Genomic DNA, 24508 nt, shown 5'->3' on the forward strand with positions numbered 1-24508 from the left:
TAACTCATTCCCCAAGATGCCCCCAGTCTCTCCTGAGCGTCCCCGCCGCTTCCGCCGCGTCCCGAGCGCCTCAGCAGCGCCGGTGAAGGGGTATTTACGGATTAGGTCTGGGACCTGCAACCCCCATTTTGAAAAAACTTCACATTTCTCTGCGATTTCCTTCTCATATTAATGAAAACAACAACTTAGCTTTAGAAATCCCGCTGCAAGCCCATTTGCACGCAGCTTGAAGCCAGGGATCGGATGGCCTTTCAACGGAATCGTACCCAATGCTTGGTACGCATCCGAGAGTCAGGGCAAGGAAAACGTCGCCCGAGTCTCCTCGGGCGGCGCATATCGTTGGGATGGTCGCGGAATTACTTCTGATCGAAGCGGTCCGCGTTCATCACCTTGTTCCAGGCCGAGACAAAGTCGCAGACGAATTTGCCCTCGGCGTCCGTCTGACCATAGACCTCAGCCAAAGCCCGCAGTTGCGAGTTCGAACCAAAGACCAGATCGACGCGGGTGCCGGTCCACTTGACCTCACCGCTGGAACGGTCGCGGCCTTCGTAGACGCCTTTGCCCGAGGGCTTCCATTCGGTGCTCATGTCCAGAATGTTGGTGAAGAAGTCGTTGCTCAGTGTTCCAACGCGGTCCGTGAACACACCGAGCTTGCTGTCGCCGAAATTGGCACCCAGAACACGCAGACCACCGACAAGAGCTGTCATCTCGGGAGCGGACAGGTTCAGCAACTGAGCGCGATCGACCAGCAGTTCTTCGGGCGAGACCGTGTACTCAGCCTTTTGGTAGTTGCGGAAGCCGTCGGCGATGGGCTCCATCACCGAGAAGCTTTCCACATCTGTCTGCTCTTGCGTTGCATCGGTGCGGCCCGGATTAAACGGAACCTCGACATCCTGACCGCCGGCCTTGGCGGCCTGTTCGACACCTACAGCACCGGCCAGAACGATCACGTCGGCCAGAGACACCTTCTTGTTGCCCGACTGTGCGTCATTGAATGCGGTCTGAACGCCCTCCAACGCGTTCAGCGCCTTGGACAGTTTCATCGGCTCGTTGACGTCCCAGTCTTTCTGCGGCGCAAGACGGATACGGGCACCGTTGGCACCGCCGCGTTTGTCTGATCCACGGAAGGTCGAGGCCGAGGCCCATGCGGTCGAGACCAGCTCGGACACCGACAGGCCGGCTGCTGCGATCTTGGCCTTCAGGTCAGCCACATCCGCATCGTCGATCAGATCGTGATCCACGGCGGGGACGTTGTCCTGCCAGATCAGCTCTTCGGTCGGAGCCTCCGGGCCGATATAGGCTGCGCGCGGACCCATGTCGCGGTGGGTCAGCTTGAACCATGCGCGGGCGAAGGCGTCGGCGAACTCTTCCGGGTTCTCATGGAAGCGCTTCGAGATCGGGCCATAGATCGGGTCCATGCGCATCGCCATGTCGGCGGTGGTCATCATGGTTTTGACCTTTTTCGACGGATCATGTGCCGCCGGGGCCATGTCTTTTTCCTTAACACCGATCGGTTCCCAGATATACGCACCCGAGGGGCTTTTGGTCAGGTTCCAGTCATAGCCAAACAGCAGATCGAAATAGCCATTGTCCCATTTGATCGGGTTCGCGGTCCATGCGCCCTCGATTCCGCTGGTCGTGGTGTCGTCACCCTTGCCCGATCCAAACTTGTTGATCCAACCCAAGCCCATCTCTTCGACAGGGGCCGCTTCGGGGTCAGGCCCAACCAAGTCGGGGTCACCGGCACCATGCGCCTTACCAAAGGTGTGGCCACCAGCAACCAGAGCAACGGTTTCTTCGTCATTCATCGCCATCCGGCCAAAGGTGTCGCGGATATCGCGGCCCGAAGCCAAAACGTTTGGTTCGCCATCGGGACCTTCAGGGTTCACATAGATCAGACCCATCTGCACAGCGGCCAACGGGTTTTCCAGATCACGTTCACCGGAATAGCGGCTGTGCGGGTTGTCAGTCGGCGCGAGCCACTCGGTTTCCGAACCCCAATAGATGTCTTCTTCGGGCGCCCAGATATCTTCGCGGCCACCGGCAAAGCCAAAGGTCTTGCCGCCCATCGACTCGATGGCACAGTTCCCGGCCAGGATCATCAGGTCAGCCCATGAAATCTGGTTGCCGTATTTCTGCTTGATCGGCCATAACAGACGGCGCGCCTTGTCGAGGTTGCCGTTATCCGGCCAGCTGTTCAGCGGCGCAAATCGCTGGTTGCCGGTCGAGGCACCGCCACGGCCGTCCGCCGTCCGGTAAGTACCGGCGCTATGCCAGGCCATACGGATGAAAAGACCGCCATAGTGACCATAGTCCGCTGGCCACCAATCCTGCGAATCCGTCATCAGCGCATAGAGGTCTTTCTTCAGCGCATCGTAGTCCAGCTTCTGAAACTCTTCGGCATAGTCGAAATTTGCATCCATGGGATTCGACGCAGGCGCGTTCTGGTGCAGGATCGACAGGTTCAGCTGGTTGGGCCACCAATCCCGGTTCGACCGGGTTCCGGCACCATGCATCACAGGGCATCCGCCCGTTTTGGGGTTATCACTTCCGTCCATATCGATCTCCAATCCTGGCTAAATTCGCAGGTTCGCGCGGTTCAAACTTGGTCGATCAAGAGCACATGTAGATGACACTTCTACCCGCCCCAAAGGCGCGCCACGCGGCGCGCCTTTGTCGCTGAGGGGGTATCGGCGACTCTTCTGTCTTGTCACAGCAAGAAGTAGCAAATCAAAGCAATGCAAAAAAGTTTTGTTTAATGATGATTATGATAGGGAAAAATTATGAATTGTTAACGGATGCCCAGCGCGCCCGCTTTTCCAAGCGCCGTATTTCCAAATAACCTTGGGTCACACTGCGGTTGCCCCAATTGTTTTTTCCCACGGCTCCGCCACTCTCGGACCTATGGAGAATGTCGGCAACACAATGCCGGGTACTGAGGGGGGCAGAATGGAATTCGACTACGTGATTGTCGGCGGTGGATCTGCTGGCTCGGTTCTGGCAAACCGCCTGACCGAAGACCCCGGTACACGCGTTTGTCTGCTTGAGGCCGGGGGGCATGGCGACAGCCTCTTGGTCAAAATGCCTGCAGCGGTGGTGGCCGCGTTGCCCGGACGGCCAAAGATCAACAACTGGGCGTTGGAGACGGTGCCCCAACCGGGGCTGAACGGGCGTCGGGGCTATCAGCCACGCGGCAAGGCGCTGGGTGGGTCCAGCGCGATCAACGCGATGCTTTATATTCGCGGGCAACGGCAGGACTATAACGGTTGGGCCGATCTGGGCTGTACCGGCTGGGGATGGGACAGCGTCCTGACTTATTTCTTAAAGTCCGAAAACAACGAGGACGGAGCCGATGACCTGCATGGCGACAGTGGTCCCCTACAGGTTTCGCATCAGAAAGAGCCGCGCCCGATCACCCATGCCTTTATTGAGGCGGCGGAGCAGATGCAGCACCGCCGCACCCTTGATTTCAACCGAGGCGATAATGAAGGGGTTGGCCTCTACCAAGTGACCCAATTTCATGACCCTGCTCGCAACGGCGAACGCTGCTCGGCCGCTGCGGCCTATGTCTTTCCGGTGATAAATCGACCAAATCTAACGGTCATCACTCATGCCCATGCCAAGGAGCTGACCTTTGACGGCAAGCGCGCGACCGGAGTGATCTACAAGAAGAATGCCAAGGGTCTTGACGTCACGGTCAAGGCGCGGCGCGAAGTGCTGATCTGTGCCGGGGCCTTTATGTCTCCGCAACTGCTTCAATTGTCCGGGATCGGTGCAGGAGAGGAACTGAAGCGGCACGGCATTGCCGTGCGCCATGATGTGCCCGGTGTCGGCAAAAACCTGCAGGACCATCTGGATTTCATTCTGTGCTATAAAACAAAGGATACTGACAATTTCGGGATCGGTGCGGTGGCTTCGGTCAATCTGCTGCGCCACTTGTGGCGGTGGCGCAAGGACGGTGTGTCGATGGCGGCCACGCCTTTTGCCGAGGGGGCGGGGTTTCTGAAAACGTCAGCCGATCTGGACCGCCCCGACATTCAACTGCATTTCGTCATCTCGATCGTCGACGATCACGCCCGCAAACTGCACTATGGACACGGGTTCAGCTGTCATGTCTGCAAATTGCGCCCGGAAAGCCGAGGCACGGTCGGGCTGCACAGCAACGACCCGTTTGCGCCCCCCGCCATCGACCCGGCTTTTCTGTCTGATGACCGTGACCTAAAGACCATGATCAAAGGCGCGCGCATCATGCGCGGCATCCTTCAGGCCCCGGCGCTTGAGAAATACCGGCACAAAGAGATGTTTGGCACCGACGCCGCCAAAACCGACGCCGATTGGGAACATCATATCCGGTCGCGCGCCGACACGATCTATCACCCGGTCGGAACCTGTAAGATGGGTGTGGATGAGAAGGCCGTAGTTGACCCGGAATTGCGCGTGCGTGGTATCGAAGGGCTTAGGGTTGTCGACGCCTCGGTCATGCCGACGCTGATTTCCGGAAACACCAACGCCCCGACAATCATGATTGCCGAGAAAGCAGCGGACCTGATCAAAGCCTCTGCGCGTAAGTTGTCAGGTGTCTTTCGTCAGGGCCTCTAACCCGACGCGGTAATTGGGGTAAAGAAGTTGCACACCCAGCTCATCCTTGATCCGGTCATTCCTGACCCGCTTGTTCTCATTGTAGAAACTTCGGGCCATTGGGGTCAGGTCAGCCTCGTCAAACGGAACGGCGGGCGGCAGGGGCAGGCCCTGAAGTTCCGCGGCATATGAGATCACATCCTGCGGCGGCACGGGTTCATCATCGCAGACATTATAGATGGCACCGGGGTTGGGTGCGGCCATCGACGCGGCCAGAACCTGCGCGATATCCGCGACGTGAATACGTGAAAATACCTGCCCCGGCTTGATGATCCGCCGCATCCCCACGCGTTTCAGTTTTGAGAACGGACCACGTCCCGGCCCATAGATACCCGCCAGGCGAAAGATGTGCGTGGGCAGTCCGGGGACATTCAGCCATTGCTGCTCGGCCTTTACCCGCCACCTGCCGCGGTCAGCGGTCGGCGTGGCCGGAGTGGTTTCGTCCACCCATGCACCCTGATGATCGCCGTAAACAGCCGTGGTCGACAAATACCCAACCCACTTGAACTGTGCGGCCCGTTCGGTGATCTCATCCCGCAACACCGCCAGCACCGGGTCGCCATCCGACTTGGGCGCTGTCGAGATCAGCAGATGCGTAACCCCCTCAAGATCTGGCGTATGCCCCGGCCAAATCAGCGGATCAGCGCCCGAGGCGCGGATGGTAGCAGATTGAGCGGGATCGCGGGTGGTGCCGCAGATGCTCCAGCCTTTGGGTTTCAACAACCGGGACAAGGCTTGCGCCGAATACCCGTGGCCGAATGAAAAGAGAGTACCTGTCATGACGCCTTTGATGATCCGCATTCCCGTCGGATGCAAGCATCTGCGCCGGAATACTTGATTCGAATCCCTCAATGCGCCTTTCTTTTAGGCATGAGTGAAAAAACACCCAACCTGCACGCCGCCTATGCCCTTGAAACTCCAGAAGGGCACAAACAGCTATATGCCGAATGGGCCGGAGATTACGACGAGGGCTTTGCCGCGCTCGAGGATTATCAGTTGCACATCCACACAGCACGCGCCTTTGTGGCTGCGGGTGGTCAAGGCCCGGTTCTGGATGTGGGTGCGGGAACCGGGTTGTGCGGCGCGGTTCTGGCCGGGTTAGGCGTTGGGCCGATCGACGCCACCGATATCAGCCCCGAAATGCTGGATCAGGCCATGCGCAAGGATATTTACCGTGACGCGATCGAAGCTGACTTGAACCAAGGCATTCCGGTCACGCCCGAAAGCTATGCCGGGATCGTGTCTTCTGGCACCTTCACCCACGGCCATCTGGGACCCGAGGCTCTGCCCTCACTGCTGCGCATCGCCCGTCCGGGTGCGCAGTTCGCGCTGTCGATCAACGCGAAACACTATGAGAAACTGGGCTTTGCCGAAACGCTCCACAAACTGGCACAGGGTCAGATTCAAAACCTGACCCTGCCCGAAGTGCGCATCTATGGCGATCTCGCTGCCGGTCCCAATAAAGACGACACAGCGCTGATTGCGTTGTTCGAACGGACCTGACTTTTAAGTATACATCTGTTTCTTGAACGCGCGGGTCCGCGTCGTCGCCTCGGCGGAACCGTCGTGATAGGTGCCGAACCATTTGTCGAAAGGAATTTCCGAGGTGCCATAGTTGCACTCGAAATACCGGTGATGCAGCTGGTGGAAGAAATCCCCGGCCCGTGCGGCATCAGTCTCACCGGCGCGTAACTTCTCGAAGCCGGAATGCGACAGGACCGGGCTGATTTGCTGGAAATAAGCGTGGAACAGCAGGTGCAGCGGGTGTGACGGCACGATCAGGTGGATAAAATAGGTGGTGAAGTACAGCAGGTTCTCGTACCAGTGGTTCGAAATCCCCGACCACGGCCCGATATTGACGTTGCGGTGATGCACGGCGTGGACGTGTTTATAGAGCTTGGGGTGATGCTCCAGCCGGTGCACCCAATAGAAATGCAGGCCCGACCACATTGGAATGAAGGCCATCCACACCACACACCAAACCGGCGCGCTGGCCCAGGTCACGGTGGGTACATAGCCATTCGCCATCGCCCAGTAGATGATCCACTGATACACCGTCGCGACCGTCATCGCGCTGCCCAGCGTCCACCAGATATTGTCCCAGACTTGATTGCGGAAGGTGAAGTTGCCGTTGTTGCGGGTCAGGTCACGACGGTCGAATTTCTTGTACATGCCTTGCCCTTTGCGCATGTAAAGCCACCAATGCAGGCCACCCGCGATCAGGATCTGAGGCACCATGTTCAGCAGCCAGATGCGGAACATCCAGCCCGGTGCAAAGCTTTTCATCGTCTCTAACGAAGGAAAAAAGAACACGTAAGCCGTTACAGCCAGCGCCATGCACAGGGTGAGCGACGTGATTTGCAACCACGCGCCGCTGTACCATTTCAACACGGCAGCAGGACGCGGGGGCCAAGTGAAAAGCGGATTCAGATCGACCGGTCCCTCCGGGTGATAGTGCCAACGAGCAGCTTCGGGGTCCTGAGTAGCGTCAGTCATGGCTATACCCTCTAGGTGGCGTAATCAGAGCCTTCGGCATCCAACAGAGTTTTGATTTCACGCAAATGCGCTTCGGCCTGGTCAGGATAGTCATCCAGTTCCTGCGCGGTCTTTTCGGCAATCTCGTCAGACAGCACGCGCAGGGGCTGACCTGTTTGCAGGGCGCGGATATAGGTTTCGGCTGCGCGCTCGAAATAATAAAGCCGGTTGAAAGTATCAGCCGGATCACTGCCGATCACCAGCACGCCGTGGTTGCCCATGATCATCACCTTCTTTTTTGGATCAGACAACATCGACGCACACCGTTCACCCTCGCTTTCAAAGGCCAGCCCACCGAATTCGTTGTCCACCACATAACGATTGTAGAAAGTGGCCGTGTTCTGGTCGATCGGCGGCAGGGTGCTGTCGGCCAACGAGGCCAGAACGGTGGCAAAGATCGAGTGCACGTGCATCACACACCGAGCATGCTTGCAGTGCCGGTGGATAGAGCCGTGCAGCCCCCAAGCGGTTGGGTCCGGCGCACCGGGCAAAGACATCACATCTGGGTCATTGGCATCCAGCAGTAAAAGATTCGACGCTTTGATGCGTGCGAAATGCATCTGGTTGGGGTTCATGAGGAACTGTGTGCCATCCTCATTCACCGCCAGGCTGAAATGGTTGGCGACAGCTTCATGCATGTTCAGCCGCTCGGTCCAGCGGAAGGTGGCGGCAAGATCCACGCGGTCCTCCCAGTGGTCGATATTGGGACGCAGGTTTGTGACGGTCATGGTGGGCTTCCGGTCTGGTGGCGAGGCTTACAAAAAGCGTGCCTGCGCTGCGAAAGTTTGACCAACGAAAAAAACGCAACTATCCCATTAGCCGAGCTAATGGCTGGATTATGCTGATGCAGAAATCGCTTCCTCCGCTGGGCTGGCTGCGCACGTTCGAGGCCGCCGCACGCCATCTGTCGTTCACAGGCGCGGCCCGCGATTTGAACATGACCCAAAGCGCGGTCAGCCAGCAGATCAAGTCACTGGAAGGATATCTGGGACAACCCCTGTTTCTACGCCGACCGCGTGCCTTGGAACTGACCGAGGCCGGGATCACCTACCTCCCAGTGGTACGCGAAGCGTTCCACACACTGGTTCGCGGCACACAGGCCGTTACGGGGGCGCGGCAGAATGCAGTTCAGGTGCAAAGTAACATTACATTCGCCGTGAACTGGCTGGCCCCACGCCTGCCACAGTTCCGGGCAGAGCATCCCGAGGTTCAATTGAACATCTTCACGGAATTGTGGGAGCCACGGGAAATGGCTGAAGGGGCGGCGGTGGAAATCCGCTATTCACTTAGGCCATCGGATACGGTTCGGACTGAGCTGCTGCGGACCGATTACTATTACCCGGTCTGCGCGCCGGGCTATGAGGTGACGTTGGACACCCTGCAGCAGCAACCGCTGTTCGATTGCTCGAACCTTCTGTCCAATTGGGCCAACTGGGCAGAAGATCAGGCTCTAAACTGGGAAAACCCGGCAATAACCTATTCCACCACTTACATGTTCAGCCTGTCCGTTGCGATGGCAGGCGGGGGTCTGTGTTTGACTCATGACACCATTGCGAAGCGACTGATCATGCAAGGTCAACTGGTGGCACCCTTTTCCCATCGCGCAGTGATGCCCGAGGCTTATTACCTTTTACTGTCACCACAGGCCGAACAAACTCCGGGTGCGTTGGCCTTTGCCGACTGGATCAGGAGCGAGATGGAAGCGGACCGGTTGGCGTGACCGGGTGCTCCCGCCCATCGTCAATGCCGCTCCGCGGCTTCTCCTCTGGTTGGGCCGGGCAGCGCTGACGCGCTGCGTGACGGTTTCATGATAGCTGTTCGGCGGGGGTTGAACCTTTGCCTGCATTCGGGAAAGTTGAATCATGGAATACGCACCCTTCCCAAGTTGGCCCGATATCGCCCCTCAACTGATTGCCGTTGCCGCGGGACGCGAAGCTGCAGATTTGGTCATTCGCGGCGGCATCTGGGTAAATGTGCACAGTCGCGAAACCCTGCCCAATCATGACATTGCCATTGCAGCAGGGCGCATTGCGTTTGTCGGTCCGGACGCATCCCATTGCATCGGCCCGGATACGCAGGTTATCGAGGCGCAGGGGCGATACATATTACCTGGCCTGTGTGACGCCCATATGCATATCGAATCAGGCATGCTGACCCCGGCCGAGTTCGCCCGCGCTGTCATCCCGCATGGCACCACTTCAATGTTCACTGACCCGCACGAGATCGCCAACGTGTTGGGGTTGGACGGCGTGCGCATGATGCATGACGAAGCGTTGATGCAGCCGGTGAACATCTTTACCCAAATGCCATCATGCGCGCCGTCAGCACCGGGGCTTGAGACCACGGGTTATGAAATCACCCCAAAGGATGTGACTGAGGCGATGAGTTGGCCCGGCATCATCGGGCTGGGCGAGATGATGAATTTTCCCGGTGTGATTCATGGTGATCCGAAGATGCTGGCCGAGATTGCAGCGACTCAGCGAGCGGGAAAAACAGTGGGCGGACACTATGCTTCGCCTGATTTAGGACCTGATTTCGCGGCATATGTTGCGGGCGGTCCGGCGGATGATCACGAAGGGACCTGCGAGGCAGACGCTATTGCTCGTGTACGGCAGGGGATGCGGTCGATGATGCGGTTGGGCTCGGCCTGGTATGACGTGGAAAGCCAGATCACCGCAGTGACCGAGAAAGGGCTGGACCCGAGGAATTTTATTCTGTGCACGGATGATTGTCACTCTGGCACTTTGGTCAATGATGGGCATATGAACCGGGTCGTGCGCCATGCTGTTGCCTGTGGATGCGATCCACTGGTTGCGTTGCAGATGGCAACGATCAACACCGCAACGCATTTCGGGCTGGAGCGCGAGATCGGATCAATCACGCCGGGGCGGCGGGCGGATGTTATCCTCAGCTCGAACCTCACCGAGTTACCCATCGAAATAGTCATCGCGCGTGGGCGCATTGTGGCCGAAAATGGCGCGATCACCGTCGATTGTCCGCATCTGAACTGGCCCGATGCTGCCCGCAATACCGTACATCTGGGCCAAACACTGACGCAGGCGGATTTTGAGATCAAAGCGCCCGCCGGGGCCAACCGGGTGCAGGCCAATGTCATCGGCGTGGTTGAAAACCAAGCCCCGACCAAAGCCCTGAAGGCTGAACTGCCCATCATTGGTGGTCTGGTCGAGGGTGAAGGCGATGTCTGTCAGATCGCTCTGGTCGAACGTCATCGCGCGACCGGAGGGGTCACGAACGCCTTTGTCTCGGGCTTTGGCTATGAGGGCAAAATGGCCATGGCCTCAACCGTGGCGCATGACAGTCACCACATGATCGTCGTGGGCACCGACCGCGAGCAGATGGCGCTGGCCGCGAACCGGCTGGCCGAGGTCGGCGGCGGCATCACCATTTTCCGCGAGGGAGAGGAACTGGCGTTGGTTGAACTGCCCATCGCGGGCCTGATGTCTGACAGCCCCGCAACCGAGGTTGCGGCCAAGGCCGAGCAGATGGTGTCTGCGATGCTAGCTTGTGGCTGTCAGTTGAACAACGCCTATATGCAGCACTCTTTGCTGGCTTTGGTCGTGATCCCCGAGTTGCGGATTTCCGACCTTGGGCTGGTGGACGTGCGCACATTTGAAAAGATCGACCTTCTGGAACCCCTTGCATGACCATTATACGAACACCCGACGTTCCTACGCCCGAAAAATTCAGCGATCCCGCCGCGGCGGTTGCCCGTCTGGAACAGCTTTATGATCAAGCGACAAAATTCCTGTGCGACAGCTTTGCCAAGGCGATGGACGGCGATGCTCCGACCGAGCGATACAGAGCCTATTACCCGGAGATTCGCATCAAAACTGCATCCTATGCACATGTCGACAGCCGGCTCAGCTTTGGTCACGTGTCCGAACCCGGCACCCACGTGACCACTGTCACGCGGCCAGATCTGTTCCGCTCTTACCTGACACAACAGATCGCGCTGCTGATCAAAAACCACGACCAACCTGTGACCATCGGCGCCTCGGACACGCCGATCCCGGTACATTTTGCGGTGGCGAACAACCCCGATCTGGTTGTTCCGCATCAGGGGGCTGCGGGGTTTACACTGCGCGACGTGTTCGACGTACCCGACCTTACCACCACCAATGACGACATCGTCAATGGTGTGCATGACGTCGAGGATGAAGTCGGACCGCTGGCATTGTTCACAGCGCAGCGTGTGGATTACTCGTTGGCGCGCCTGTCGCATTACACTGCGACCGACCCCAGCCATTTCCAGAATCATGTGTTGTTCACCAACTACCAGTTCTACGTGTCCGAGTTTGAAAACTATGCGCGCGAACAACTGGGAGACCCCAACAGCGGCTATACCAGCTTTGTCTCAACAGGAAATGCGCAGATCACCGAATCCGACGCGATTCTGGAACAACCGCTAAAGCTGCCGCAGATGCCGACCTATCACCTGAAACGTGCAGACGGGTCCGGGATCACCCTGGTCAATATTGGCGTGGGGCCGTCGAACGCCAAAACCGCCACTGACCATATCGCGGTTCTGCGCCCCCATGCCTGGCTGATGGTCGGGCACTGCGCCGGGTTGCGGAATACTCAAGCGTTGGGAGATTTCGTTCTGGCCCATGCATATCTGCGGGAAGACAAGGTGCTGGACGATGACCTGCCGGTCTGGGTGCCAATCCCGCCTTTGGCCGAAATTCAGGTAGCACTGGAACAGGCCGTGGCAGAGGTGACAGAGTTGGAAGGCTATGAGCTGAAACGGATCATGCGCACCGGCACCGTCGCCTCGGTCGACAACCGCAACTGGGAGCTGCGCGACCAGTCCGGTCCGGTCCAGCGCCTCAGCCAGTCGCGCGCGATTGCACTGGATATGGAAAGCGCCACCATCGCTGCGAATGGCTATCGGTTCCGGGTTCCTTACGGCACTTTGCTGTGTGTTTCGGATAAGCCGTTGCACGGTGAATTAAAGCTTCCCGGTATGGCGTCGGCGTTCTATACCACTCAGGTCAGCCGCCATCTGGCGATCGGAATACGCGCGATGGAACACTTGCGCGGCATGCCGTTAGAGCGTCTGCACAGCCGGAAATTGCGTTCGTTTGACGAAACGGCCTTCCTCTGAAGCAAAAAAGCAACGAAATCCCCCTATTTTTAGGGTTTTCCACGCTACTATTCGTTGTGTTCAGCCACAATATCCCGTTACAGTTACGCGGTGAGGCCCTATCTATCGGGCACGTTAAGGAGACCAAGAAATGGCAAAGCCTATGACAAAGACTCAGCTGGTTGCTGCTCTCGCTGAGGAAATGGGAACCGACAAGAAAGCCGCGAACGCCGCGCTGGAGGCCGTGACCGGCCTGATCACCCGCGAAGTTTCCGCCGGCGGCGCTGTCACCCTGCCCGGCGTTGGCAAAATCTACTGCCGCGAGCGCCCCGAGCGCATGGTGCGCAACCCCGCCACCGGTGAGCAGTTCAAGAAAGAGGCCGACAAAGTGGTCAAGATGACCATTGCGAAGGCACTGAAGGACAGCGTGAACGGCTAAGTTCAGCCTTTTTGGACAAGCGATTGAGGGCCGCCGTTTTGGGGGCCCTTTTTCTTTTGAACTCTTTTGTTCGATCCCGATTGTCCGCATTGAGCCCAAGTGAGACTAGAGTTTACCCCGTTTTACCTTTTTCAAGGAACTAACTCAGGCTCTTGGTAACACTGATTACACAATGCGACCGTAGACAGCCGGATGGGTCACTTGGTTAACCGATCTTCTGAGTATACGAGAGGGTCTATGATCGCGACTATGTCGCTTCCACTGTCCTCCAAGCCAAGTCTTTCGCAAAGCCGTGCAGAGGGAATGTTGCCCGGAGCGATGCCTGTCTTGAACCCTGTGGCCCCAAGCTTTTCATGCGAGTGAATTAGAGCTATCGCCCCCAAGACTTTTGCAATGCCCTCGCCCATGCGTTCAGGTTTGGTCGAGAGTTGCCCCCATTGTGCGCGACTATGCAGCCGACTGCTGGAGGGATGACACAGAACTGAGCCCGCAGTTGCGACTGGGGCACCTGATTTATCAACGACGACCATAGCAAACCCGGGACGAGACAATCCGCGCATCACCGGACCTATTGGCGGTAAAACACCGTGGCTCAACGCGACGTCCGCGAAGGCTTCAAGCCATTCTGGCGGAGAGCTGCGATCAATCACTCGTATGGATAAATCTTCGGGCAACGCCTGAGTTGCGACCACTTGCCGAGCGGCTTCGACGCAGTTCAGACCGCCAAGATAGCAAGCAATCGTGTCGGTCTTTAAACCCTCGCTTTCAATTCGTTCGCGCGCCGTCGCAACCTCCGCACGCGGTATGCTTTCTATCGCCGTGATGCCAAGAATTCGGGCCATTGCGACGGCATCATCCAACGCCCCGCTATATTCGTTGGCAATCTGTATACCACGCCCATGGCTACAAAACCGAGGGTCATCACCCAACAGCTGCAAAAGATGCTCGCCCATGGTTGACATGCGTCGTTGTGCTTCACTTCCGAATACTTCCATGAGATTTCCCTCGAAGTACCACATGACAGTTCGGAGATGATCGTTTGATAGGGGTCGTGTCGTCAAGTGGACGTCACGCGCAAGACTGCGACACAAAGAGGATATTGGGAAAGGGCGAATGGCAGCTATGTCCGCATAGCTGACACTACTTGAATAGAATCCTTTACAATGGAAAACGGGCGCCTCGGCGCCCTTTTTGTTTTACTACCAAGGTTAATCAGTGAACCGTTTCAATCTTGCGGAAGTCCAGATCGTGGTCTTCGGGCATCGAGTCGATGCTCAGCACCTCTCTGCGCTTGGTGATCAGGATGTAGACCAATTTGCCCAGGCGCTCGACCGTCATGTTCAGGTTGTCGGTGTACAGGCGGCTCAGCGAGTCCAGAGAGTTGATCGCGTAGACCAAGCCACGATCACCCTTGCGATGTTGGTGATGCCTGCGGTGCTGATGCCGTTAAGATGGTAGTAGTAGAGGACGGTAAACCAGTTACCCAGCGGGATCGACGGGACAATCAGCCGGGCCGCCTGCAATTCTCATGTGGTCAGCCCAGATCAAAGATATCCCAAGGCAGTTGGGCGGCCGGGATTTCGACTTCTGCCATCGCGGTGTCAGGCAATGTAAGTTCTGGAAACGTCGGTGCATCCGGCTCAGGTGCCGCAACGGGCAATTCCGATGGACCACCGTCGTTTGGGATATCAATTTCAGGGAATTCAAATTCAAGCTCAGCAAGCTTGTCGATGGCATTTTGCGAAGGGTTTGGTGCTTTTGTAGGCTTCATTATCCATGTCCTTTAAACTGTTAGCTCGACACATTTGTGAAGAAGCTTTGGTTTGGTTTGCCTAGTTTTTTGTTTCCGCACGTCTCTCCGTACCCTGCGTGCCGATCCGGCAAAGGGGCATATTCTTTTAGCGTAATAATAAATGATCCACCTAAATGGCTGAGTAACAGCCCGTTTACGATAAATTAACAGTGGCAGTCTGGTGACACTTTGGAAGCACCAGAGTGTTTTCACTTCAGCTGATGCGAGACTGAGATTCACAGAACCAACAAAAAAGGGCGCCACGTGTGGCGCCCGATTTATTGAATGTCCACATTTAGAATCAGTGAACCGCCTCTACCTTGCGGAAGTCCAGATCTCGGTCTTCTGGCATCCCATCAATGCTCAGAACCTCCTTGCGCTTGATGATCAGGATATAGATTACACAAGCGAGGTACAGTCCAACGACCACAGCCCCGATCCACTGAATTTGCAGCCACTGGCTTTGGAACAACAGGGTCAGGACGAACAACAGTACGACGTTTCCAGCTACGTAGACCGCTTTGCCAAACCGTTCGACCGTCATGTTCAGGTTGTCGGTGTAGAGTCTAATAAGCGAGTCCAGCGAGTTGATCACGAAGGTCACGCCCACGATCACCATCGCGATGTTGGTGATGCCTGCAGTGCTGATACCGTTCAGATGGTAGTAGTATAAAACGGTGAACCAGATACCCAACGGGATCGATGGGAAGATCAGCAGTGCCGCCAGCAGCTGCCATGTGGTCAGGCCACCAACAAAGCGCGAGGTGAACTGGCCGATCATTATCGACCATGCGAACCACCAGAACAGGTAGAAAGCGTGGTAGTCGGTCAGCGGCAACACGAATTTGTGGATGTTTGCAAAATATGCGCCGATGTTGCTGCCGGTTTCTGCAAAGCCGCTAAAGCCCATGCCTGCCGCAACCCACATGCCGATAATCAGCGCCAGAAACAGGAAGGTCGAGCCCACCGACAAGATACGCACGTATTTAAGGTCTGTCGAGGAATAGGCTGCCGCCAGAATGACCACGAACACGATGATGTAGAAAGTGGTGACTACGGATTCACCGTCTCCAACCTCGGGCAGGTAGCCCGGCAGGTAGATCAGGAACAGGCTGGCGGTGAAGGCGCAGGTGCCGATGATGACCACGTTATTGATCAACTTGACCAATGGGATTTCAAAGAACTTTACGCGCGGCTCGATCACGCAAAAATAGAACGCTGTCAGGAAGTAGAACGCCCAGATCAGGAAACCCCAGAACCCGAACTCGATCGCCAACGGGTTAGCAAAGGCGTATGCTGCGTCTTCTGCGTAGCCGCCGAACTCGGTCAGCGGGAACATAATCAGGCCGACATCCAAACCGGATGTGAACAGGATCGCGATGAACGTGAACAGGTGCACTGGCGTCACGCCAACGCAGCGCAAATTCCACCATTTCACGACGAAGAAGGCGACCAGGCCAAGGGCCAAAAGGACGCCAAATGACAGGATGTACTCCAGCAACACTTAACACACCTCCCATATCTTTATTGCTCAGATTTCCCGGCCAGTATCTTTAATTGGCCAGTCAATCAATAAAAACGTAACAAGAGTCGCTCTTGCCCAGCAGGTGTGGCTTTTTTGGCGAGGAATGCTTGCGGCCCAAAGGAAAATCGGGAACAGTCCCAGCGATGTGACGGGAGGCCCAATGGATTATCGCGCGATCGCCATGGGGCTGGTTTTTGCCTTTATTTGGTCTTCTGCCTTTACTTCGGCGCGGATCATCGTCGCGGATGCGTCCCCGCTGTTTTCATTGGCTTTACGGTTTCTGATTTCGGGCTGTCTGGGCGTCGCCATTGCCCGCGCTATGGGCCAAAGCTGGCGCCTGACCCGCACTCAATGGCGTGCGACGATCCTGTTCGGAATTTGTCAGAATGCCCTATATTTGGGTCTGAACTTCTATGCGATGCAAACGGTCGAAGCATCTTTGGCTGCGATCATAGCCTCGACTATGCCCCTGCTAGTGGCCTTGGCGGGGTGGTTGTTTCTGGGGGAAAAACTGCGCCCTGTTGCGGTCCTGGGCCTGTTCGCAGGGTTCGCCGGTGTCGCCCTGATCATGAGCACCCGCATCGTGGGCGGCGTCGATCTGTTTGGAGTGACCTTGTGCTGCATCGGCGCGCTGGCGCTGACCTTTGCCACGCTGACGATACGCGGGGCAACCTCGGGTGGGAATTTCATGATGGTGGTCGGCTTGCAGATGCTGGTGGGCTCTGCCGTTCTGTTCGTGGCCGCCCCGCTGTTCGAAACGATTTACATCCACGTCACAGTACCTCTGGTGCTGGCATTCACTTATACGACCTTGTTCCCCGGCCTGCTTGCCACACTGATCTGGGTTCTTCTGCTGGACCGGATCGGAGCCACCCGCGCCGCAACGTTCCATTTCCTGAACCCGGTCTTTGGCGTCACTGTCGCTGCGATCCTTCTGGGTGAGAAACTCGGCCCACTGGATCTGGTCGGAGTCGGCATTACAACACTTGGCATTCTGGCGGTGCAGCTGGCGCGGCAGCCTGCTCAGGGTAGCAAACTTTCGACCTGACGCAGCAGTTTGGGCGAATCCGGTTTCACATTCGCACCATAGGTGGCGACCACCGCCCCATTGGTATCCAGCAAAATCTTGTTGAAATTCCAGCGGGGAATAAACCCGGTCTGTGCGGCAACTGCTTTGAAGAACGGATGCGCGTCGGCACCTTTGACAGGCGTAATATCGGTCATGGGCAGGGTCAGGTCATAGTTCAACTCACAGAACTCTTTCACCTCTTCGGCCGAGCTCAATTCCTGATTAAAGGAATCTGACGGCACGGCCAACACCACCAGCCCGCGATCAGAATAAGCCTCAAACACCTTTTGTAGAGCCGAATATTGCCCGGTAAAGCCACACTGCGACGCTGTATTGACGACCAGAACAGGCTGGCCCCGCCAGTCTTCGATCGACAGGGTGCCACCGTCGATCGAGGCAAATTCACCACTCATTGGGGCCGCCTGCACAGTACGACCCAACAAAATCAACATCGTCAGTACAAGCATTCTGATCATCGCACAGCCTCCCATCTTGCCTCCATTACGCTTAAAACCCGCCATCAGATCACTCTGCACGACTGCGCGTGCAGTGTGAAACAGGGGTTTGCTTTCTGCGCCCTTACCCCCAGATTATGGCACAAAAGTAAAACACCGGAGGAGCCATGACCCGATACACCAAATCCCCCGAGGCCGTCGCCGCCCTGTCCCCCGAAGAATTTCACGTCACGCAGCGCAGCGGAACCGAGCGTCCCGGAACAGGAAAGTACCTGAATAACAAAGAGCCGGGCATCTACGTGGACATCGTTTCGGGTGAGCCTTTGTTTGCCTCGACCCACAAATACGAATCCGGCTGTGGCTGGCCCAGTTTCACCAAACCGATCATCCATGAACATGTGGAGGAGTTTCACGACTCTACTCATGGTATGATCAGAACCGAAGTCCGCTCGAAACACGGCGACAGCCATCTGGGGCATGTCTTCCCCGATGGGCCGCGCGAACATGGCGGGCTGCGCTATTGCATCAACTCTGCCGCCTTGCGGTTCATCCATCGCGATGAGATGGAGGCCGAAGGTTATGGCGAATACCTGATCCACGTGGAGGAAATCCAATGACTGAACAACGCGCCGTTCTGGCCGGAGGCTGTTTCTGGGGCATACAGGATCTGATCCGCAAGCTGCCCGGCGTATCCCGCACCAGCGTCGGTTACACTGGCGGTGACGTCCCCAACGCCACCTATCGCAACCACGGCACCCATGCCGAAGGGATCGAGATTTTCTACGACCCCGCCAAAATCACCTACCGCGAGCTATTGGAGTTCTTCTTCCAGATCCACGACCCGACCACGCCGAATCGTCAGGGAAATGACCGCGGCATGAGCTATCGCTCAGCTATCTACTATCTGGATGACGACCAAAAGCAGGTCGCACTGGACACGATCGCCGATGTGAACGCCAGCGGCCTTTGGCCCGGTAAAGTGGTGACCGAGGTCGAACCTGTCGGTGATTTCTGGCAAGCCGAGCCAGAACATCAGGACTACCTGGAGCGCATTCCCAACGGATATACCTGCCACTTCCCGCGCCCCGATTGGGTGCTGCCCAAACGCGACGCGGCTGAATAAAGGGGACGCCCCTTTCGGGGCTACCCAGCTGCGACCCGAGGCCGACCACTGGCCTCGACGGTGATCATCGCCTCGACGAACACCTCCTGCGCCTCAACCCGAGCGGTGCGGATATCCCGGTCGACGACAACCCGGATGTCCGCAGCCCCGGCCTGCCGCACAGCGCCTTCGGCCTCGGTCCGCAGAACGGACTCCAACAGCGCCAGCGCTTCGTCGGATTCAGTGAAATCCTGCGGACCGTCCTCCAGATGCACACGAAAACGTCCCTCGGACGGAGAGGTGACCGTACCCGACCGGCGCAGGGTCAACCGCCCCACCACTGCACCGATGGCGTTGGCCACGCCCGCATGTTCCGGCAGCACCATGCGGGCATGCAACCGTTCCCCAACCGCCGGATAATAGCTGGGTGCAGAGGCACCCAAGCCCACCACATCCACATTCAAAGCCGCATCCAACGCCAGTAAACCACGATGGCGCGACAGCCCTTTTTGCGTCAACACATGCCGGGCCAGGTCAGCGGGCGGCACGTCAAAATCCTCTGCTTCTTCCGCAAAAGCAGTCTCTAACAAGGTCAAAGCAGTCTGTTCCGTCAACTGATCGACAATGACTTGCGCCAATTCTTTCGGCCCCGAGGCCAATCTGTCGCCCGTTCCAACCCGTTTACGCGCCACCAGTTCCAACGCTTTTTGCGCAGCTTCCACATCCCAGGCATCCAATCGGCCCAGCGCGTGACTGGCATCCGATGGTGTCACGCCCGAGACCTGAACAATCCCACGATCCACCAGCCGAGTCAGCGCCCCGTTTTCCATCCGGGTGCGCAGCAGGTCGCTCAGTGGCAGAACCTTGTCCCCTAGTCGCTCCAGCAGAGCGTCCTCGCGCGCACCCAACCCCTCTGCGTGAATACCGGGAACGCGACGAGCAAACCGCGTATCGTGTTCCCCGACCGTCGTGGCCCGAAGTTGAGCGTCGAGAACCGCATGCACGACTTCTGGCGCCTCAGACGCGATCAGCGACACTGGCAAAACCCGTCTTGGCCCAAGAAACACGCCACCGCCCAAGCCTTCGGTGACCACGTGCACCTGACTGTCGCCGCCCAACCCGTGGGTTCGCATCGCAACGGCCTCGACCATGGTTCGAAACCCACCGACCCGCGCACCCGCCGGATCAATCGCGGGTTTGCCATCGCGGATCAGCGCTACATCTGTCGTAGTTCCACCAATGTCTGAAACCAAAGCGTTCTCAGTCCCAGTCAGCCAACTGGCCCCAACGATCGAGGCCGCAGGTCCGCTGAGGATTGTTTCAATCGGCCGTTCCCGCGCCTGCTCGGCGCTCATCAGCGCGCCGTCACCGCGTACAACCATCATCGGCGCGGAAATGCCAAGTTCCAGCAACCGATCCTGCGCCCGTCCGATCAGCCGGTCGATCATGCCGATAAGCCGGGCATTCAAGACAGCCGTCACCGCTCGTTTCGGCCCATTCAGCTTGGCTGACAAATGATGCGAGCATGTCACCGGAGCGCCAGTCTTTTCCGAAATGATCCGCTCCGCCTCCAACTCATGCGCCGGGTTCCGTGTGGCAAATTGAGCAGCCACCGCAAAACCGGATATGCCTTTATAAGAGTCTAAAAAAGCTTCAAGCGCGCTCACATCCAACGGCGCGGCTTCGCCCCCTGCATGGGTGTGCCCCCCCGAGATGACCAGAGCCGGATCACCCTTCAACGCGTCCCGCAACCCGTGCTTATCCAGATCGTTGTCTTTAAACCCAATATAGATCAGCGCCACGCGCCCGCCCTGCCCTTCAACCAGCGCATTTGTAGCCAAAGTGGTCGACAAGGACGCCATCGAAACTTGGTTCGACGCAATTTGCGCCTCATCCAGAACCGCTTGAATTGCCTTGCCCACACCGATTGCCAGATCGGCGCGCGTCGTCAGGGATTTGGCCGAGGCGATCACCTCTTTCTCATCCCGGATCAGCACCGCATCCGTATAGGTTCCGCCTGTATCCACCCCCAAAGCCAGAGCCATCGGGTTCTCCTTCCTGTTCGCTGCGGATGGGTTTAGCGGTTTGGACCGACACGTCCAGCCTGTTTGCGGCACTTATTGCAGTCGTTGCACCGCCCAGCGCGCGGCATCGGCCACAGTTGCGTCAGGATCGTCGACCAAACCCCGCGCCACTGCCCGAAGTTCTGCCCTGCCCGAGTTTCCGATGGCATAGAGCACGTTGCGCACAAACCGGTCACGCCCGATCCGCTTTATCGGAGATCCGGAAAACTTGGCCCGAAAAGCCGCGTCATCCAGTACGGCGAGGTCCGCCAAGGGTGGGGCCTTCAACTCTTCGCGTGCGGCATAACGATTATCGCTCGCCGCGACAGCAAACTTGTTCCAGGGGCAGGCTGCCAAACAATCGTCACAGCCATAAATCCTGTTGCCCAGCTTGGCGCGCAACTCTTCGTCCACCGGCCCTTTGTGTTCAATGGTCAAATAAGAAATGCACCGCCGCGCATCCAACTGGTATGGCGCGGGAAAGGCATCCGTCGGGCATGAATCCAGACAAGCCCGGCACGATCCGCAATGATCCATCTCGGCCACATCCACAGGTAGGTCCAAAGTGGTGAAAACAGAGCCTATGAAAGCCCAATTTCCCCAATCACGGCTGACCAAATTAGTGTGCTTGCCCTGCCACCCCAACCCCGCAGCATGACCCAAAGCCTTCTCTGGCACCGGCGCAGTGTCGACAAACACCTTCACTTCACCCCCGCCCTCGGCAATCAACCAACGCGCCAACCGCTTGAGCCGTTTCTTGACCAGATCGTGATAATCCTTGTTCTGGGCATAAACAGAGATCGCCGCCTTGTCCGGGTGGTTCAGCACTTCGGTTGGATCATGGTCTGGCGTGTAGCTCTCGGCCAGCATGATCACAGACTTAGCCTCGGGCCACAGCGCCGCCGGGTTACTCCGCCAGTGCGTGCGCTCAGCCATCCATCCCATCTGCCCATGGTACCCGGCCTGCAAAAATGCATCCAACCGGGCGGGAACTTCGGGCACATCCCAAGGCCGACATAGACGACAAGACACAAAGCCTTCGCTCAGCGCCTGCGCCACTATCTTATCTTTTAAACCCGATCCGCTCTTCATCTGGCTAAAAATACCTTCGGGGGTGAATTGGCCCATCGGGCCAAGAGGGGGCAGACAGCCCCCTTTGCCACCCTATCAGAAATCCAGATCGGCGTAATGAGGCGGCGGCCGGAATCCCGGCACCTGATCCGCCAGTATTGATCGGAACGCTGGGCGAGATTTGATCTTGGCGTACCAGTCCTTGACCGCCGCAGATCGGTTCCAATCCACATCCGAGATATAATCCAGCGCAGACAAATGCGCCGCAGCGGCGAAATCAGCCAGCGTCATCTGGTCCCCTGCCAACCAGCGGCGGTGATCCAGCAGCCATGTCATGTAATCCAGATGGTACTTGATCGCACGCGCGCCTTCCTTGACGTTCTTGCTGTCTGGGTAACCCTCTCCGGTGACCTTCTTGTTCACCCGCTCATACAGCAGTTTCGACGTAACCTCGTTGTGGAATTTGTCATCAAACCACCCCACCAGGCGCCGCACTTCATAGCGCGCTTCAGGCTTCTTAGGCATGAGCGGAGGTTCCGGGCGCGTTTCCTCGATATACTCGCAAATCGCGGCGCTTTCCGACATCACCTTTCCGTCCAGTCGCAAGACCGGCACTTTCCCGGCGGGGTTACGGCGCAGGAAATCCGGGTCTTTCTCCCAGTATTTCTCCTCGACCAGTTCAACCTCGATCTTTTTTTCCGCCAAAGACAGGCGAACCTTGCGGCAATACGGGGACAGGGGAACGTGAAACAGACGCGCCATGGGCTTCCAATCGAACCAGTGAATACCCCACCAGCTTTAGCCTTGAGGGGCGATGAGTTTCAATCCTCGAAACAATCCGCGCGACCATCTGCGCGGATGGTGGCCGCCCCGTCCAGGATCGACGCAGCCCGCCTGCGGGTGCGCACCGAGGGGTCCGTGACCGAGCGGTTGCGGGGCGACGGCAGGATTGCCGCGATCCGCGCGGCCTGCACAGGGCTCAGCTGCGCCGCACTGACATTAAAGTTGCGCTGAGCGGCCGCTTCGACACCAAACACACCCTGTCCGGTTTCAGCCACGTTCAGATAGACCTCAAGAATGCGCTGCTTGCTCCAAAAAATCTCAACAACCGGCGTGATCGAGGTTTCAAGCGCCTTACGCACCCAGCTGCGGCCTTGCCACAGGAACACATTCTTCACGACTTGCTGGGTGATGGTGGATGCCCCGCGTGAGCCGCCATCCTCAAGCGCGTCCCTGATGGCTTCGACGTCAAACCCCCAATGCAGGCAGAAATTGGCATCCTCGGCCGCCACGACCGAACGCGCCATGATTGGTGTAATCTCCTCAATCGGCACCCAGTCACGTTCAACCTTGCCCAACCGACGCCATTCGGACCAGATCGTATGCGTCACTGGCGGATTGACCACCGAATAAAGCATCACCAGACCGACAACAAAAGCAACCACACCCAATGCGGCGCGAGTCACCCAACGGCGAATCCGTGAGGATGTTTGCTTTGTTGCCTTCGACGCTTTGCTTTTCTTACTGCTCGACTTGCGCGCTGCTTTTTTTGCCATGCTGTTGCTATACGACGCGACGCGAGGGTTGGGAACGGTTTAAATCGCCAACGCGCGCGCCTCGCGCGGCCGAACGACAGGGCGCGCGGTTTCCGGCATGACCGGATTGCGGATGCACAGTTCCGGGAACAGGCGCAATACTTCGGCCTGTGTGTCCCGATCCGCCTGGGTCACAGCGTGTCCGGGGTAATAGCTTTCGCTTTTTGCGCCGTTGGCGATGACGATCTCATGTTGAGCGAACAGCAAGTGAATATATTCAATTTCGCCACCTTCGACGCGTGTGACCGTATCCCCATTGACCAGACAATGCGCCGCGATCAGCACCTCGGAGTGGCCGAATAGGTAGGGTGCCCGCCAGTCGGCAACCAGCATCCGGTGTTGCGGCGAAACGGTCAGAGGACGGTCCAGCCCTAACAAACCAGCATCAAACCGAACCGGAGCCAACCTACCTTCCGCATCCACCTTAGTGCGACCCACCCACAACAAGGGCTGCGGCCCATGGTCGGCTGTGGTGATCAAATCCCCGACTTTCAAATCCTCAACCAACTTTGGCCCATCCGGCGTGTCGATCAAGGTTCCCGGCGTAAAGCAGGGCGGACCAAGATCGCCACCGGCGACATTGACCGATCCAAACCCATTCGGGTCTCCGAAATTGTCGCTGGTATCGGTAATGGACGAGCTTACAAAAGTCCCCTCCTGCAGAACTTTGTCATCGGTGGGCGTAAATACTTCACGCCCATCGGCCAGATAGAAGGTTACGCCGGTATAGGTGACCGTACTGCCGTCCGACAATTGTATCGTCACCATGTCATCAAAATACGATGCGGTGATGTCGACGCCATCCACCGAGTCATTGCTCAAGCGGTTGATCAAGCCGTTGTCATTCTGATCGACAATGTCGAATTTCTGTACCGTCAGAGTCGATCCGACCGCTGTGCCATTTGCACCCGGGTTTGCTGGGTCCAGCAGAAAGAACTGATCTGTATAAGTCGTTGGCATGCGCCTGCTCCTGCCTACTCATTACATTTGGCCGCAGTTTGGCTGCGAAACCCGAAGAAACTGTGACCACAGCTAGGCGCGAACAGCGCAAAAACGCAATAAAATCGAAGAATTGCCGAAAAAATTAAGAAACCCGCGTGTTTCAGGTGACACGCGGGTT

At 57.5% G+C, this 24508-nt stretch carries 23 protein-coding genes; 9 read left to right on the top strand and 14 right to left on the bottom strand.

Annotated features, from left to right (window positions below):
* Positions 1-356: 356 nt before the first annotated feature.
* The gene (gene katG, locus ACR0LN_RS21840) at positions 357-2558 is read right to left on the bottom strand and encodes a catalase/peroxidase HPI (RefSeq protein ID WP_480432709.1); all 2202 of its coding nucleotides are present in this window, start codon (positions 2556-2558) and stop codon (positions 357-359) included.
* Between the two features lie 391 nt (positions 2559-2949).
* Between katG and ACR0LN_RS21845 the strand changes: the two genes are divergently transcribed.
* On the top strand, positions 2950-4599 hold the full coding sequence (locus ACR0LN_RS21845) for a GMC family oxidoreductase (RefSeq protein ID WP_480432711.1): 1650 nt from the start codon (positions 2950-2952) through the stop codon (positions 4597-4599).
* Here the strand turns inward: ACR0LN_RS21845 and ACR0LN_RS21850 are convergent.
* Positions 4573-5418, bottom strand: coding sequence for an SDR family oxidoreductase (locus ACR0LN_RS21850; RefSeq protein ID WP_480432712.1), 846 nt, complete (start codon positions 5416-5418; stop codon positions 4573-4575). The two genes, ACR0LN_RS21845 and ACR0LN_RS21850, sit on opposite strands and share 27 nt — an antisense overlap.
* A 90-nt stretch (positions 5419-5508) precedes the next feature.
* Here ACR0LN_RS21850 and ACR0LN_RS21855 point away from each other — a divergent pair, with 90 nt between their 5' ends.
* Entirely contained in the window at positions 5509-6141 is a 633-nt protein-coding gene (locus ACR0LN_RS21855) for a class I SAM-dependent DNA methyltransferase (protein ID WP_480432713.1), read from the top strand.
* Positions 6142-6144: 3 nt separating this feature from the next.
* Here ACR0LN_RS21855 and ACR0LN_RS21860 read toward each other — a convergent pair whose 3' ends face one another.
* Together ACR0LN_RS21860 and ACR0LN_RS21865 are read right to left on the bottom strand one after the other, a co-directional pair.
* On the bottom strand, positions 6145-7134 hold the full coding sequence (locus tag ACR0LN_RS21860; protein ID WP_480432715.1) for a sterol desaturase family protein: 990 nt from the start codon (positions 7132-7134) through the stop codon (positions 6145-6147).
* 11 nt (positions 7135-7145) lie between these two features.
* Positions 7146-7901: a class II aldolase and adducin N-terminal domain-containing protein gene (locus ACR0LN_RS21865; RefSeq protein WP_480432716.1), complete on the bottom strand. Its 756-nt coding sequence runs from the start codon at positions 7899-7901 to the stop codon at positions 7146-7148.
* Between the two features lie 116 nt (positions 7902-8017).
* Here ACR0LN_RS21865 and ACR0LN_RS21870 point away from each other — a divergent pair, with 116 nt between their 5' ends.
* From ACR0LN_RS21870 to ACR0LN_RS21885, 4 genes are all read left to right on the top strand, one after another.
* A complete protein-coding gene (locus ACR0LN_RS21870; RefSeq protein ID WP_480432718.1) occupies positions 8018-8893 on the top strand; it encodes a LysR family transcriptional regulator in 876 nt (291 codons plus the stop codon).
* Positions 8894-9035: 142 nt separating this feature from the next.
* Positions 9036-10838, top strand: coding sequence for an adenine deaminase (gene ade / locus ACR0LN_RS21875; protein ID WP_480432719.1), 1803 nt, complete (start codon positions 9036-9038; stop codon positions 10836-10838).
* Positions 10835-12298, top strand: a complete 1464-nt coding sequence (locus ACR0LN_RS21880) for an AMP nucleosidase (RefSeq protein WP_480432721.1) — start codon at positions 10835-10837, stop codon at positions 12296-12298. The genes ade and ACR0LN_RS21880 overlap by 4 nt, the downstream gene beginning before the upstream one ends.
* A gap of 130 nt (positions 12299-12428) precedes the next feature.
* Complete coding sequence (locus ACR0LN_RS21885; RefSeq protein WP_170349467.1) at positions 12429-12716, top strand: HU family DNA-binding protein; 288 nt, start codon at positions 12429-12431, stop codon at positions 12714-12716.
* Between the two features lie 197 nt (positions 12717-12913).
* Here the strand turns inward: ACR0LN_RS21885 and ACR0LN_RS21890 are convergent, their stop codons facing one another.
* The 4 genes from ACR0LN_RS21890 to ACR0LN_RS21905 all read right to left on the bottom strand — a co-directional run bounded on the left by ACR0LN_RS21890 (position 12914) and on the right by ACR0LN_RS21905 (position 16006).
* The gene (locus ACR0LN_RS21890; protein WP_480432723.1) at positions 12914-13711 is read right to left on the bottom strand and encodes a GNAT family N-acetyltransferase; all 798 of its coding nucleotides are present in this window, start codon (positions 13709-13711) and stop codon (positions 12914-12916) included.
* 217 nt (positions 13712-13928) lie between these two features.
* Complete coding sequence (locus ACR0LN_RS21895) at positions 13929-14114, bottom strand: hypothetical protein (protein WP_480432724.1); 186 nt, start codon at positions 14112-14114, stop codon at positions 13929-13931.
* A 136-nt stretch (positions 14115-14250) separates the two neighbouring features.
* Complete coding sequence (locus tag ACR0LN_RS21900; protein WP_480432725.1) at positions 14251-14487, bottom strand: hypothetical protein; 237 nt, start codon at positions 14485-14487, stop codon at positions 14251-14253.
* 322 nt (positions 14488-14809) lie between these two features.
* Positions 14810-16006: a BCCT family transporter gene (locus tag ACR0LN_RS21905; RefSeq protein ID WP_480432752.1), complete on the bottom strand. Its 1197-nt coding sequence runs from the start codon at positions 16004-16006 to the stop codon at positions 14810-14812.
* Positions 16007-16193: 187 nt separating this feature from the next.
* Between ACR0LN_RS21905 and ACR0LN_RS21910 the strand changes: the two genes are divergently transcribed.
* The gene (locus ACR0LN_RS21910; protein WP_480432726.1) at positions 16194-17081 is read left to right on the top strand and encodes a DMT family transporter; all 888 of its coding nucleotides are present in this window, start codon (positions 16194-16196) and stop codon (positions 17079-17081) included.
* Here ACR0LN_RS21910 and ACR0LN_RS21915 read toward each other — a convergent pair.
* Positions 17057-17578, bottom strand: coding sequence for a glutathione peroxidase (locus tag ACR0LN_RS21915; RefSeq protein WP_480432727.1), 522 nt, complete (start codon positions 17576-17578; stop codon positions 17057-17059). The genes ACR0LN_RS21910 and ACR0LN_RS21915 overlap by 25 nt on opposite strands.
* Positions 17579-17724: 146 nt before the next feature.
* Here ACR0LN_RS21915 and msrB point away from each other — a divergent pair, with 146 nt between their 5' ends.
* Entirely contained in the window at positions 17725-18174 is a 450-nt protein-coding gene (gene msrB / locus ACR0LN_RS21920; protein WP_480432728.1) for a peptide-methionine (R)-S-oxide reductase MsrB, read from the top strand.
* Positions 18171-18680, top strand: a complete 510-nt coding sequence (gene msrA, locus ACR0LN_RS21925; protein WP_480432729.1) for a peptide-methionine (S)-S-oxide reductase MsrA — start codon at positions 18171-18173, stop codon at positions 18678-18680. The genes msrB and msrA overlap by 4 nt, the downstream gene beginning before the upstream one ends.
* Positions 18681-18700: 20 nt before the next feature.
* Here the strand turns inward: msrA and ACR0LN_RS21930 are convergent, their stop codons facing one another.
* The 5 genes from ACR0LN_RS21930 to ACR0LN_RS21950 form a co-directional block, all read right to left on the bottom strand.
* Positions 18701-20704, bottom strand: a complete 2004-nt coding sequence (locus ACR0LN_RS21930; RefSeq protein WP_480432731.1) for a hydantoinase/oxoprolinase family protein — start codon at positions 20702-20704, stop codon at positions 18701-18703.
* 72 nt (positions 20705-20776) lie between these two features.
* Positions 20777-21814: a tRNA epoxyqueuosine(34) reductase QueG gene (queG, locus tag ACR0LN_RS21935; RefSeq protein WP_480432733.1), complete on the bottom strand. Its 1038-nt coding sequence runs from the start codon at positions 21812-21814 to the stop codon at positions 20777-20779.
* A 75-nt stretch (positions 21815-21889) separates the two neighbouring features.
* Positions 21890-22555 carry an FtsZ-binding protein FzlA gene (gene fzlA / locus ACR0LN_RS21940; protein WP_480432735.1) on the bottom strand — a complete coding sequence of 222 codons (666 nt, stop codon included), beginning with the start codon at positions 22553-22555 and terminating at the stop codon, positions 21890-21892.
* 59 nt (positions 22556-22614) lie between these two features.
* Positions 22615-23349 (bottom strand): monofunctional biosynthetic peptidoglycan transglycosylase, encoded by a 735-nt coding sequence (gene mtgA / locus ACR0LN_RS21945; protein ID WP_480432737.1) that lies wholly within the window; start codon positions 23347-23349, stop codon positions 22615-22617.
* A gap of 39 nt (positions 23350-23388) precedes the next feature.
* Positions 23389-24348 carry a Hint domain-containing protein gene (locus ACR0LN_RS21950; RefSeq protein ID WP_480432738.1) on the bottom strand — a complete coding sequence of 320 codons (960 nt, stop codon included), beginning with the start codon at positions 24346-24348 and terminating at the stop codon, positions 23389-23391.
* Positions 24349-24508 lie beyond the last annotated feature (160 nt).

Source organism: Ruegeria sp. AA6, from assembly GCF_056542865.1.